This window comes from Acinetobacter albensis, assembly GCF_900095025.1.
GTDB lineage: Bacteria > Pseudomonadota > Gammaproteobacteria > Pseudomonadales > Moraxellaceae > Acinetobacter > Acinetobacter albensis.
On sequence record NZ_FMBK01000006.1, the window covers coordinates 62,965 to 75,363 of the forward strand.

At 38.0% G+C, this 12,399-nt stretch carries 13 protein-coding genes; 8 read left to right on the top strand and 5 right to left on the bottom strand.

Annotation, left to right across the window (positions count from 1 at the left end; genetic code table 11):
• The first annotated feature begins 461 nt into the window (after positions 1-461).
• The 8 genes from GA0116959_RS06040 to GA0116959_RS06075 all read left to right on the top strand — a co-directional run bounded on the left by GA0116959_RS06040 (position 462) and on the right by GA0116959_RS06075 (position 8,706).
• Positions 462-1,022 (top strand): lipocalin family protein, encoded by a 561-nt coding sequence (locus tag GA0116959_RS06040; protein ID WP_092719420.1) that lies wholly within the window; start codon positions 462-464, stop codon positions 1,020-1,022.
• Positions 1,023-1,150: 128 nt separating this feature from the next.
• On the top strand, positions 1,151-2,140 hold the full coding sequence (locus tag GA0116959_RS06045) for an acyl-CoA desaturase (protein WP_092719422.1): 990 nt from the start codon (positions 1,151-1,153) through the stop codon (positions 2,138-2,140).
• Positions 2,137-3,423: an NAD(P)/FAD-dependent oxidoreductase gene (locus tag GA0116959_RS06050; RefSeq protein WP_092719425.1), complete on the top strand. Its 1,287-nt coding sequence runs from the start codon at positions 2,137-2,139 to the stop codon at positions 3,421-3,423. Before GA0116959_RS06045 ends, GA0116959_RS06050 begins: the two co-directional genes overlap by 4 nt.
• A gap of 9 nt (positions 3,424-3,432) precedes the next feature.
• Positions 3,433-4,227 (top strand): DUF1365 domain-containing protein, encoded by a 795-nt coding sequence (locus GA0116959_RS06055; RefSeq protein WP_092719428.1) that lies wholly within the window; start codon positions 3,433-3,435, stop codon positions 4,225-4,227.
• On the top strand, positions 4,224-5,420 hold the full coding sequence (locus tag GA0116959_RS06060; protein WP_411164652.1) for an SAM-dependent methyltransferase: 1,197 nt from the start codon (positions 4,224-4,226) through the stop codon (positions 5,418-5,420). Before GA0116959_RS06055 ends, GA0116959_RS06060 begins: the two co-directional genes overlap by 4 nt.
• A 38-nt stretch (positions 5,421-5,458) precedes the next feature.
• The gene (locus GA0116959_RS06065) at positions 5,459-6,238 is read left to right on the top strand and encodes a DUF1295 domain-containing protein (protein WP_092719434.1); all 780 of its coding nucleotides are present in this window, start codon (positions 5,459-5,461) and stop codon (positions 6,236-6,238) included.
• Between the two features lie 8 nt (positions 6,239-6,246).
• Positions 6,247-7,296 carry an SAM-dependent methyltransferase gene (locus tag GA0116959_RS06070; protein ID WP_092719437.1) on the top strand — a complete coding sequence of 350 codons (1,050 nt, stop codon included), beginning with the start codon at positions 6,247-6,249 and terminating at the stop codon, positions 7,294-7,296.
• 87 nt (positions 7,297-7,383) lie between these two features.
• Positions 7,384-8,706 carry a sensor histidine kinase gene (locus GA0116959_RS06075; RefSeq protein WP_092719439.1) on the top strand — a complete coding sequence of 441 codons (1,323 nt, stop codon included), beginning with the start codon at positions 7,384-7,386 and terminating at the stop codon, positions 8,704-8,706.
• Here GA0116959_RS06075 and GA0116959_RS06080 read toward each other — a convergent pair.
• From GA0116959_RS06080 to GA0116959_RS06100, 5 genes are all read right to left on the bottom strand, one after another.
• Positions 8,699-9,397, bottom strand: a complete 699-nt coding sequence (locus GA0116959_RS06080; protein ID WP_092719442.1) for a response regulator transcription factor — start codon at positions 9,395-9,397, stop codon at positions 8,699-8,701. The two genes, GA0116959_RS06075 and GA0116959_RS06080, sit on opposite strands and share 8 nt — an antisense overlap.
• A gap of 17 nt (positions 9,398-9,414) precedes the next feature.
• Positions 9,415-9,915 (bottom strand): chalcone isomerase family protein, encoded by a 501-nt coding sequence (locus GA0116959_RS06085; RefSeq protein WP_092719445.1) that lies wholly within the window; start codon positions 9,913-9,915, stop codon positions 9,415-9,417.
• Positions 9,885-10,457 (bottom strand): DUF2358 domain-containing protein, encoded by a 573-nt coding sequence (locus GA0116959_RS06090; protein WP_092719695.1) that lies wholly within the window; start codon positions 10,455-10,457, stop codon positions 9,885-9,887. Before GA0116959_RS06090 ends, GA0116959_RS06085 begins: the two co-directional genes overlap by 31 nt.
• Positions 10,458-10,774: 317 nt before the next feature.
• Positions 10,775-11,845, bottom strand: a complete 1,071-nt coding sequence (locus GA0116959_RS06095) for an alpha/beta hydrolase (protein WP_092719448.1) — start codon at positions 11,843-11,845, stop codon at positions 10,775-10,777.
• 46 nt (positions 11,846-11,891) lie between these two features.
• Positions 11,892-12,386: a cyclophilin-like fold protein gene (locus GA0116959_RS06100; RefSeq protein WP_244878573.1), complete on the bottom strand. Its 495-nt coding sequence runs from the start codon at positions 12,384-12,386 to the stop codon at positions 11,892-11,894.
• Positions 12,387-12,399 lie beyond the last annotated feature (13 nt).

Below are 12,399 nucleotides of genomic sequence, written 5' to 3' on the forward strand. Positions count from 1 at the left end.
ATATAATAAATTTATATCAAATATTTGAAATATAATAAAAAAATATAAATAATTTAAAATATTTTTACACTTTTGATTGGTTAAAAATTACCCAAATTTTATGTGAATACTTAACAATAATTTGTGATTTTAATCACGTTTTATATTTTCTTTAACTTAAAAAAACAGAAATAATTATTTTAAGACATTGAATTTGTATTTTTTTGAAAATTAAATTTTAAATAAATTGGAAAGTCCGACTATCGCCTAGGGCGAATGATGCACTCTATACCAGTTAAAATATTTAAACAGGTTCGTATTGTTATACATTAGTTCTAACAAAAGTATTGGTTAAGGTATTTGCCTACACTTTTTTTAAAATACTGAAACAGCATTGATATAAAGAATTTCTTTTTTTTCTTCACGCTTTATTCACAGCCAGATAAGCTATTTTATAAAAATAAATTTCCAAGGTCACAAAAATGACAAATGTATTTAAATCTTTATGTGCGGGTAGTGTATTGAGTTTGAGTATTTTTACTTTATCTTTTCATACGCAGGCAGAGACTGGAGTACTGAAGGCAGTTGAAAAAATTGACGTGAATCAATACGCGGGTCAATGGTATGAAATTGCGCATTTGCCCATGTTTTTTCAGCGAAAATGTGTCAGTGATACAACAGCTCAATATACGGTTAATTCAGATCAGACCATAGGTGTACTGAATAGTTGTCGCACAGAAACAAATGAAATGATCAGTTCTAAAGGTGTGGCTTATGCTCAAAATGCAGGTAACAGTAAACTGAAAGTGAGTTTTTTGCCTTCAGGCCTAAGATGGCTACCTTTTACTAAAGGTGATTATTGGGTATTAAGAGTGGATCCAAACTATAAAGTTGCCTTGGTTGGTGGTCCAAGCCATAAATATTTATGGATTCTGTCACGTGATTCAAAGCTTGACCAAGCAACGTATCAATCTTATTTGCAGACAGCCCGTGAATATGGCTACGATGTATCAAAGTTAGTTCAAACACCTCATCAACCCTGATATTTCTAATCTGCGGAGCGACTATTTTTCGTGGCTCCATTAAAAAAACTCTGCTTCACATAAATTTCATTCTGACTCGATTAAACTATGTAAAAGAAAATCAAATCATTTATCGATTAGGATTATCCATGTTTAAAAGTCTGATGCGATGGTTGGATAGTTGGTCCACTCCTATTGGGGCGCAGGGCATTTCATCTGAAAATAAGCAAATTCAATGGGTCCGTATTCTCCCTTTTATTCTTTTGCACATTGCTTGTCTTGCCGTATTTTGGGTGGGTATCTCTTGGTTTGCTGTGGTTTTTATGCTGCTGTTTTATCTGATTCGCATGTTTTCAATTACTGCATTTTTTCATCGCTACTTATCACATAAGACTTTTCAAACTTCACGTGTAGTGCAATTTATTTTTATATTGATTGGGACTATGAGCGCGCAAAGAGGCCCTTTATGGTGGGCAGCGCATCATCGTTATCATCATCGATTTACGGATACCGATCAAGATCCACATTCATCAACACATGGGTTTTGGTATAGCCATATTGGCTGGTTTTTAAATGAATACAATTTCGCTCTTCGTAAAGACGTGATTAAGGATTGGCTTAAATATCCTGAATTGGTTTGGCTAGATCGTTTTTGCGTCATTATTGTGTTACTGACGGCAACAGCAATTTATTTTTTAGGCGAATGGGTGGCGATTGTACAACCCCAATTAGGAACATCGGGTTTGCAACTTCTAGTCTGGGGGTTTGTTGTTTCCACGGTCTTGTTAATTCACGCCACTTTATGTATTAATTCACTGGCACATCTGTATGGCAGTCGAGATTTTGATACTGATGACCAAAGTCGAAATAACTTATTTTTATCGATCATTACTTTAGGTGAAGGTTGGCATAACAACCATCATTATTATGCGGGAAGTGTGCGTCAAGGCTTTTATTGGTGGCAGATTGATGTCACTTATTATGTTTTAAAAATAATGTCTTGGTTGGGATTGGTCTGGGGGCTAAAACCGATTCCACAACGGGTCTATGCGGTGAGTAAAATTGCTCAATCCTCCGATAAAGTAAAAAAATTAATCAAAACAAAGCGCAAGAATAGCTCAACTGGAGAGTCTTCATGAAAATTGCGATTATTGGTTCAGGTATTTCTGGATTGTATGCCGCATGGAAACTTTCAAAGCATCATCAAGTGACTGTTTTTGAGAAAAATACTTATTTGGGTGGGCATACTGATACACATGATTTAATCATTGACGGTCAAAAAGTCGCTGTAGATAGTGGTTTTATTGTTTTTAATGATTATAACTATCCACTGTTTAGTCAAATGATTGCTGAGCTTGGGGTAAAGTCACAAAGTAGTGATATGGGATTTTCTGTGAATAATCAGGTCACAGGGCTACAATATAATCCGTCGAAAAAGATCTCTTTACTGAGCAGACCACAAAATTTTTTAAACTCTCAGTTTAGAGCCATGCTGGCTGACCTTTTTAAGTTTTATTCTGCCAACAAAGACATCAATGTCGATGATATCAATACAACGTTAAGCATCGAAGAATATTTAAATCAAAATGGTTATTCCGAAGCTTTTCGCCAAGAACATTTGTATCCAATGTGCGGCGCTTTATGGTCATGTCCAATAGAGCAAGCGGGACAAATTCCCTATAAATTCGTGGTGAGCTTTTTTCAGCATCATCGTATGTTGCAGCTCAAAGATCGCCCACAATGGCAAACGGTAAAAGGCGGTTCTGCGCAATACGTTCAAGCCATTCAGCAACAGTCAACTAATATTGAATTTAAAAACCTTGCTGTAATTAGTGTGTCACGTTTAGCTGATGAGGTGATTGTCAAAACACAACGCGATACTCAACAATTTGATTGGGTGATTTTTGCAAGTCATGCCGATGACAGTTTAAAAATGTTAAGTGATGCGACACCACTTGAACAATCCGTATTGTCCCAATTTTCATATCAAGACAATAAAATGGTGGTGCACAGTGATGTAAGTATTATGCCGAAGCAGAAATCTCAGTGGGCAAGCTGGCATGTGCATGTCACCGCAGATCAGGCTAAATCTAATCCAAAAAAGCACATCCCTGAGGTTCATTATGCCTTTAGCTACTGGATGAACAAACTGCAAAATTTGTCCTGTAAATCTCAAGTTTTTGCCACGTTGAACCCAAATTTTCAGATTAATCCACAACATATTTTAGTCGAGCGACAATATCGCCATCCTGTATTTAATGCAAAAGCGATTGAAGCGCAAAATCGATGGCATGAAATTAATGGGCAATATCGAACCTCATTTTGTGGGGCATATTGGGGTTGGGGTTTCCATGAAGATGGCGCGCGCAGTGCAGCCAACGTGGTCAATCAATTGACACAGCTTTTAGCCGAGCCCGCTTAGGAGCATGTTATGTGGATGAGCTCACTTGCCGTCGCACCCGTGACGATTCGGCATCGACGCTATTTACCCAAACAGCATGAATTTGACGCAAAATTAAATTATTTATGGTTCGATCCCGATCAGATTGAATCCATCACTCAAAAATCTTGTTTATGGTCATCAAATCGGTGGAATTTACTTCAACTTGATGCTGATGACTTTTTAACGATGCAACAGGGTTCAATTCGGCAAAAAGTCCAAAAAATAATCCTAGAACACAGCAATATTCAATTGACCTCAGATACTCAAATTCGAGTTCTTGCATTGCCGCGCACTCTAAGCTTTCGCTTTAACTCTGTGGTTTTCTATATGGTGTTTGATGCCACTGAACAGCCATTATTTATCTTAAGTGAAATAACCAATACGCCATGGAATGAACGCAAAGTCTATGTACATGACTGTCGAGAGAAAGCAGTTCAGCATTCACAGTTTCAGGGCTATCAATTCAAGTTTAAAAAATCATTTCATGTTTCTCCATTTATGCCGATGGAGATGGATTATCGTTGGAATTTTAATTTTTCGGAGCAGCAACAAGTCATTCATATGCAATTGTATCAACAAGATGTACTGCAATTTGATGCCACAATGCGCTTTTCATTGCGCCCCATCACAGTTCCTTCACAACAGCATCGCTATGCTATTTCCAGTGTCTTTGAACCTTTTAAAATGATGGCAGGAATTTATCTGAATGCTTTTCGTTTATGGAAGAAAAAAGTGCCATTTTATCGACACCCAAAGAAAGATAAGGGAAATACCAAATCATGAAAACACTCATTTCCAATGAACAAGATGCGTTACCCTTGGTTTTACGTAGTTTATTTAAATTACGTCACGGTCAAATTATATTTCAAGGGGAATGGAATGGTTTTGTTGGAGACAGTATTGAACTGTGTGCTGTTGTTCAGGTTCATGATAAAAAACTGATGGATTTGGTTTTTAAAAGTGGTGTATTGGGTGCGGCAGAAGGGTATATTCGAGGCTATTGGAGCAGTGATCATCTGGTCGAGCTGATTCAAATTTTAGCCCGTAATCGAGATGTACTTGATAAAATTAATCAAAATGTGATTTCTCAAGCCAGTCAAATTTTTTTAAAGGCATGGCACAAATCTCGTCAAAATTCAATTGAAGGCAGTCGTAAAAACATCGCAGATCATTATGATTTGAGTAATGATTTCTTTAAGTTATTTCTCGATCCCTCCATGATGTATTCCAGTGCTGTGTTTAAAGATGCTGACATGACTTTGCAGCAAGCATCTGAATACAAAAAAGAACTGATTTGTCAAAAACTACAGCTTAAACCGATGGATCATCTGGTTGAAATTGGCAGTGGTTGGGGGGGCTTTGCAATTTATGCCGCACAAAATTACGGTTGTAAAGTCACCACGATTACCATTTCACAAGCACAGTATGATGAAGCGGTTACGCGGATTCAAGCAGCAGGATTAGCGCATCGGGTAGATGTGCAATTAAAAGATTATCGCTTGCTAGACGGTAAGTTTGACAAATTAGTTTCGATTGAAATGATTGAAGCAGTGGGCGAACAATATTTATCGACCTATTTTAAACAATGTCGTCATTTGCTTAAACCAAATGGCTTAGGGCTCATTCAAGCCATCACCATCGAAGATGCACGTTATAAAAAAGCATTAAAAACGGTAGATTATATTAAGCGTTATATTTTCCCCGGCAGTTTTATCCCCTGCATCAGTGTGCTTACCCAAACAGCATCCGAACAGAAATTGCGTTTAAAACACTTAGAAGATATTGGTCAAAGTTATGCCCAAACCTTACATTTTTGGCGAAAAAACTTTTTGGCTGAGCGTGAACAAGTCCTTGCACTGGGATTTGATGAAAACTTTATTCGGATGTGGGACTTTTATTTGTGTTATTGCGAAGGGGGCTTTAAAGAAGGCGTGATTAGCGATGTGCATATGTTATTTGAAGCCAGCGCTTATTAAGTGTTAAACATTCATGAATAGACCAAGGAGCGAGCAAAATGTTACTCAATTTCTTGTTGCTTGATGTTGTGATTATGGCAATGTGTTGGCTGATTGTGACTTATAACCAACGTGCCGGTTTAGTCGATGTCGCATGGAGCTTCTGTATTGCACTTAATGTGATGATTGCTGCATTTTGGTTAGATACTGCACCCATATCAGTACGTATTTTTATCGGATGTGCGAGCAGCATTTGGTTTCTACGATTGACTTGGCATTTATTGCGTCGTTATTGGCATGAATCAGAAGAAGATCGTCGTTACGCCAATATGCGCCGTGCAATGGGACAGTTTAAACACTTGGGTTTCTTGGCTTTTTTTATGTTTCAAGCGGGGTTGGCGATTTTATTTTCCTACCCGATGCTGTCTTTACTGAGCACGACTGTCATACAGTGGAGTGAATGGACCCATTGGGCACTGATTGCTGCTGCCATCATGATGCTGTTGGCATTTATCGGTGAAAGCACGGCTGATCAGCAACTGTATCGTTTTAAACAAAAACCTGAACATCACGGCAAAACCATGGATCAAGGTTTATGGAAATATTCACGACACCCCAATTATTTTTTTGAATGGTTACATTGGTTTGCCTATCCTATTTTAGGTTTAGCCGCAGGGCAATATTTGTTATGGATTTATCCATTGTTGATGTGGGCATTTCTATATTACATCACCGGTATTCCGTTTAGCGAACAACAAGCATTGCGTCATCGTGGGCAAAACTATCGAGATTATCAACAACGCACGTCAATGTTTATTCCGTGGCAACCTAAAGAGTAGATCACACTATGGATTTTATGATTCAACAGTCGTTAAAACTGGTCGAAAGTGGATTGCTTCCCGATCAGGCAATCCGCGTGGCAATCCGCAGCTTAAGTAAAAAACGCTTAATTCAGGAAGGGCGCTATGATCCTGAACACGGTGCCCAGCGTTATATGGATGTTTTGCGCATGCTGAAAAGCAGTGAAATTGCGATTGAAACGGATAAAGCCAATGAACAACATTATGAGCTTCCCACTGAGTTTTTTCAGGCAGTACTGGGCAAACGCTTAAAGTACAGTGCCAGTTTATTTAATGAAGCGCAAACCACGTTAGATGAAGCAGAAGAGTTGGCTTTGGCCAGTTATTGTGAACGCGCACAATTAAAAGATGGTCAACACATTTTGGAAGTCGGTTGTGGTTGGGGATCTTTAAGTTTATGGATGGCGGAGCATTATCCGAATGCCACCATCACTGTGGTCTCCAACTCGGCAACTCAACGTGCGCATATTCAACAACAAGCCAAATTACGACAGTTTAATCATTTGACTGTCATCACTTGTGATGTCAACGTGCTGGAACTTGAAGCCGCATCATTTGATCGTGTCGTTTCAGTAGAAATGTTTGAGCATGTGCGTAATTATCAAAAATTATTTGAAAAAATAAATACTTGGCTTAAACCCGAAGGATTGTTGTGGTGTCATATTTTTTGTCATCGCTTTTTGCATTATCCATTTGAAATCAAAAATGAATATGACTGGATGTCGAAATACTTTTTCAGTGGTGGACTGATGCCATCTGCATCCACTTTTTTACATTTTCAAGACCATTTAAAATTACAACAGCATTGGCAGTGGTCAGGTACGCAATATGAAAGAACGGCGAATGCTTGGCTTGAAAACATGGATCGGCATGAAAAAAGGTTAAAACCATTATTTGAAAAAACCTATGGTCAAGATGCCGCTGCATGGTGGCAACGTTGGCGCATATTTTTTATGGCTTGCGCTGAACTGTTTGGTTTTGAACAAGGACAAGAGTGGGTGATTGGGCACTTTTTGTTTCATAAAAATGCCGTATAAGTTAAATTGAAACTGATAGGTTAAAGATGAGCGAGTGAATCTCAAGCGTTGAAATCATCATTCAGTCATCATACAAGGGATAAGTTTATGATGAGGCTATTTAAGGGCAACCGCGCTCATCCCTTGGGTGAAGTCTTTAATCGTTATTATTGGCTGCAAATTGGACTGATCGCCTTGTCAATTGTGATTGGCATTGCATGCAGTGCTTGGGTGATTAAAGGGACATTACTAAAAACTGCGCTTGAACAGGAAATGGAGCACTATTGGCAGCGTGTGGAGCGTAATCCGAATGCAGATTTGCCTGACACAAAAAATTTATATGGTTACCGATGGAACAGTGTGACCCCGAAAAATTTTCAAAATATGCATTTAAGCTCTGGAATTGGCCGTCATTTTGTGGATGGTAAAGAGCGCATGACGGTTTATGGTGAACGTAACGGACAACATGTACTTTTGGTTTTTGGGGAAAGTAATGTCAATAAACTGATCTGGTTGTTTGGTTTAGCACCATTAATGCTAAGTTTGTTCGTACTGTATAGTGTGCTGTGGTGGTGGAATCGTCGTGCGCGTCGCTATTTTTCTCCGATTACCCGACTGGCCAATGCCTTGGAAAATATTGATTGGGAACATCAGAATAAAGAAGCCTCACCCTTTAAGGACATCAGCACTGAGGCCAATATGGAGGCAGAATATTTAAAACAAGCCTTAGAAAAATATCATCAAGTATTAAGCGACTTTATTTATCGAGAACGTGAATTTAGTGGTGATGTCAGTCATGAGCTGCGCACGCCACTCACGATTTTAAAGGGCAATGTACAATTGTGCCAATCACGTTATGGCGAGAATAAAGTTTTCACCCGTTTGGATAACACCATTGAAGATATGCAGTTGTTGGTTGATACTTTACTCGCAATTGCACGTAATACCACCAATACGCTTACGCCAGAACATCGATCAATTTTCGATATTTTACATGAACTACAAGTTGATTTAGAGAGTGTTGGTCAGGTCAAAGGAATACATATTAATCTTCAACAGCATGGAGATGATCAGATACGTCAATTGTATCCGTCTATGACCAAAATGGTTTTTGGTAATATTTTACGTAATGCTTTGAATTATTCTCAAGGTTCAGCAATTGATATTAGGATAGAAAAAAATAAAGTCCTGATTGCCGATAATGGGATCGGGATTAATTTACCCAATGATGTCAAAGTGCAAGAGTTATCCAGCCCACAATTAAAATTACAAACCAAAGGGCATGGGATTGGGCTGCAATTGGTCAAGAAACTGTGTAAGCAATTGGGATGGCGTGTTGAATTATTTGATCGTCAATATTATTTAACGGTTCATCGCGATATTGATTTAATGCCTTCAACGGGATTGGTCGTGGTGGTATATCTTAATTAAGTGAATCGGATTCAAGCGAAATTTTTAAGCCGATTCCAGACACGGTATGAATTAATTTCTGATTAAAAGGCTTATCAATCATTTTACGTAAGTTATAAATATGACTGCGTAAAGCATCACTCTCGGGTTCTGAATCTCCCCATAATTCCATGACGATTTCTTGTTTACTCATCACTTTGGGTGAGTTTCGCATGAGCAGTTTTAATAGTTTAAATTGAATAGGCGGCAGCTCTATATTTTGGCCTGCACGATTAATATGTTGTCTGGCTGTGTCTAAAATGAGGTCATGAATTTGTAGTTGGCTTTTAGAAACCTCACCCATTGAGCGTTTAATTAAAGCTCGAACCCGCATAACTAACTCGTTAAAGTCAAACGGTTTGACCAAGTAATCATCAGTTCCTGAAGCAAAACCTTTCAATTTATCATCTAAAGTATCGCGTGCTGTCAGCATTAATACGGGCAGGTCTAAGCCTTGTTCTGTCCTAAGCCATTCACATAAATCGTAACCTGAGCCATCAGGTAAATTAATATCCAATAACAGAATGTGATAAGGATGTTGTTTTAAGAAATTTCGCGCTGCATCTAAATTACGGGCATGATCTACGACAAAACCGTGTTCTTCTAAAAACTCACATAGGGTGGATGCCAGTTCGTAATGGTCTTCAACCATGAGAATAAAATGCTTGGTCATTAGAATAAGTTCTGATTTTAATTTAAAAGTTGTTGTTTTAATTTAGCATTAAAAGGCTGTGAACCTAACCAAATTTTAAAATATTGATTGGCTTGATCATTTTGAATCTGTCCTAATGTTTTTTGATTGAGTGAAAGGGTCAGGGTTTGCGAAGAATGTACATAATTTAAAGTATATAAATCACCATTTTTAACGGGTTTATACAGCTGTGTAATACGGTTTAAGACCGATTTTTCGTTAAAATCAGGAATGTTTTTCTTTAAAAAATGTGTGGCTGCACGTTTAAACGCCCATTCTGGAATATCTTGACTATAAGCAAAACGCATTTGAATATTTTGGCTATCCCATGACTGTTTACAAGATTCAGCAAAATAGCTTGCTTGCCCCACTTGTTTTTGAGCAACCAAAATGGGGGCTTGACTACAGGGCTGTATAGGTGCGGCAGAAGTAAAAGTACTGACGGAAAAAACCGTCAGACACATTATACTCAAGGCGATTTTTTGAATGGTAATATCCATGAATAGCCTCCTCCTACATAAGGCAATGAACGATATAGACCATTTGCAGGATCCCAGAAATCTTGTTGGAAAATAATTTGCTTATTTGCATTGATTTTAATTTCACTGATGCCGTAAGACGCCATTTTTTTAGACGTACCAAACATTTTAAAATCATAGGCCATATGCCAATGGATATAGGCAGAGTCTTGATGATGGGTCGCACTCAATAATTTTACGGTCACATTCGAAACACGTTTATTCATGCCTTTGAAATGTTCAACCAGATTTTGTCGCGATGAAAACTGGGACAACGTGTCATTAATAAAAAGCTGGTCTGCATAGAGTGAACTTGCTTTATTGACAAATTCAGGTGTACCTAAAGTATTGAATGTAGTGGTGAAACGTGTACCAATCTCCAAAGCTTGTGCATCTGTTAAGGTGACACCAGTAATGTTGTTTTTGGCGGTACTATAATCGGAAGAATAACTTGGAACACTTTTACATCCAGATAAACATAGAACTGCCAATATAGAGGCAGTGATTGTTTTGGGGTATTTCATGATCATGGTCCGTCTTCAATCTTATTTTTATACTTTAGTGAGTGAGGTGTGAACGAGATGTGAAGATAGCTGAAACCCAATTTTCCTGCTCCTGAGTAGGGTTTTTAAATTCTTTCATCATGAGTTTGGCTATATTAATTTGTATCAGGTCTAGAATAGTGATGTATATCTACTCAAATTCAATGGAATAAGATGTATTTTAAAGCGACAAAAATTACATCTAAAAATCATAATTAAAAGCGGCATAATCACAAAAATTATGCAGGAGATATCAAGAAAGCATGCATACTTTCCCGATATCGAAAAGGATTAAAGAATTATTTTAAATTATTGTTAAAGAACGATGCCAATTTTTCAAATGGAATTAGATCAGTACGGTCATACAAATCAACATGGCCTGCGCCTTTAACGTAATACAGTTCTTTCGATTGTCCTGCACGTTTATATGCCTCTTCACTAAACTCTTTTGAATGTGCCTGATCACCAGTAATAAACAGCATTGGACGTGGTGAAATGGTTTCAATGTCATTGAATGGATAGAAGTTCATAAATTTCACATTACTGGTCAACGTAGGATGTGTGGTCGTTTTTGAGTCGGCACCTTTCGGGGTAAATTCACCGCGTGCTGTACGATAAAAGTCAAAAAACTCACGTTGAATCGGATGCGTATCTGCTGCTAATTCATGAACTGTGCCACTGGTATATTCAGTTTTCCCACCTTTAAATTCAACATAACGTTGTTCTGCTGCATCTGCAATGATTTGTTTTCTCTGCGCTAAAGTCTGAGAATGGTTTAGGGCATTACGGTTTGCAGCACCCATATCGTACATACTGACGGTTGCAATTGCTTTCATACGTGGATCGATTTTAGCTGCGCTAATCACGAAACTGCCACTTCCACAAATACCCAAAGCACCAATTCGGTTACGATCAATAAAATCACGTGTCCCTAAATAATCCACCGCTGCACTAAACGCTTCTGCATAAATATCGGGTGCAACCACATTACGAGCTTGTCCGTCGCTTTCACCCCAAAAAGATTGATCAATCGCCAAAGTGACAAAACCTTGTTCAGCCAGCTTTTGCGCATACAGCATCGAACTTTGCTCTTTTACTGCACCCATTGGATGTCCGATCACAATTGCAGGTGCTTTGCTATTTTTCTTTAAATTTTTCGGAATGATTAAATTACCTACAGTATTCATATTGTACTGGTTTTTAAAGGTCACTTTTTGAATGGTAACTTGAGTGCTTTGGTAAAAGTTATTCGCACCATTTGACATATCTGCTGCCATTGTTGAGGGGATAGAAAATAGACCGATGGTTGCGACTAAGAGTGTACTCGCTGTAGAAACGCGAAGTTTCTGTGTAAATGTTAAAAGTTGCATGATGATTTCCAAGAAACATAAAATTAATAAAAGGACAGTTGAGGCTCTATTTCACTTGGATGATGAAAATCTTCAGCTCATTTTTTTGAGAAAAATCGTTGGGTAATATGTCCATTTTTCCAAGGAAGATTAATCCGTTGGCATATCCAACATCAGAATCTTTATAGAAAAATGCAAGATTGCCCCACGGTGCGAAATAGGTAAGATCACCTGATTTTCCTGCATAGCCTTTAGGTGCGCTTTGAGTTGATAATTTTTGAGGAAGATGAGTAATTTTTTCTGATGCTGCATAGTCTTTTAAGGTCAAAGTTAGAGGCAGTTGTTGAATGAAATCTTGCGTCGTAGGTGAATCAATTAAGGTCACCGAAACGGGCTGTTTTGATCCTTCAATCTGAATTCGAATATTCATGTTTAGACGCTTCTTTTGCAAATGATGATTGACTCGGTTTTTGGCTTTGGCATTTACTACAGTTAAACTGAAAAGAACACAGAGCAAGCTTAAACAGCCAAAAATAACGAAGGAATACTGTGTTTTATTCATGATTGAGATCATC

What these genes read in the sequence shown, in the direction of transcription:
- GA0116959_RS06080 (WP_092719442.1), bottom strand. Translation starts at nt 9,397, where the DNA reads ATGACCAAGCATTTTATTCTCATGGTTGAAGACCATTACGAACTGGCA.
- GA0116959_RS06055 (WP_092719428.1), top strand. Translation starts at nt 3,433, where the DNA reads ATGTGGATGAGCTCACTTGCCGTCGCACCCGTGACGATTCGGCATCGA.
- GA0116959_RS06070 (WP_092719437.1), top strand. Translation starts at nt 6,247, where the DNA reads ATGGATTTTATGATTCAACAGTCGTTAAAACTGGTCGAAAGTGGATTG.
- GA0116959_RS06085 (WP_092719445.1), bottom strand. Translation starts at nt 9,915, where the DNA reads ATGGATATTACCATTCAAAAAATCGCCTTGAGTATAATGTGTCTGACG.
- GA0116959_RS06060 (WP_411164652.1), top strand. Translation starts at nt 4,224, where the DNA reads ATGAAAACACTCATTTCCAATGAACAAGATGCGTTACCCTTGGTTTTA.
- GA0116959_RS06100 (WP_244878573.1), bottom strand. Translation starts at nt 12,386, where the DNA reads ATGAATAAAACACAGTATTCCTTCGTTATTTTTGGCTGTTTAAGCTTG.
- GA0116959_RS06075 (WP_092719439.1), top strand. Translation starts at nt 7,384, where the DNA reads ATGATGAGGCTATTTAAGGGCAACCGCGCTCATCCCTTGGGTGAAGTC.
- GA0116959_RS06065 (WP_092719434.1), top strand. Translation starts at nt 5,459, where the DNA reads ATGTTACTCAATTTCTTGTTGCTTGATGTTGTGATTATGGCAATGTGT.
- GA0116959_RS06090 (WP_092719695.1), bottom strand. Translation starts at nt 10,457, where the DNA reads ATGAAATACCCCAAAACAATCACTGCCTCTATATTGGCAGTTCTATGT.
- GA0116959_RS06095 (WP_092719448.1), bottom strand. Translation starts at nt 11,845, where the DNA reads ATGCAACTTTTAACATTTACACAGAAACTTCGCGTTTCTACAGCGAGT.
- GA0116959_RS06050 (WP_092719425.1), top strand. Translation starts at nt 2,137, where the DNA reads ATGAAAATTGCGATTATTGGTTCAGGTATTTCTGGATTGTATGCCGCA.
- GA0116959_RS06040 (WP_092719420.1), top strand. Translation starts at nt 462, where the DNA reads ATGACAAATGTATTTAAATCTTTATGTGCGGGTAGTGTATTGAGTTTG.
- GA0116959_RS06045 (WP_092719422.1), top strand. Translation starts at nt 1,151, where the DNA reads ATGTTTAAAAGTCTGATGCGATGGTTGGATAGTTGGTCCACTCCTATT.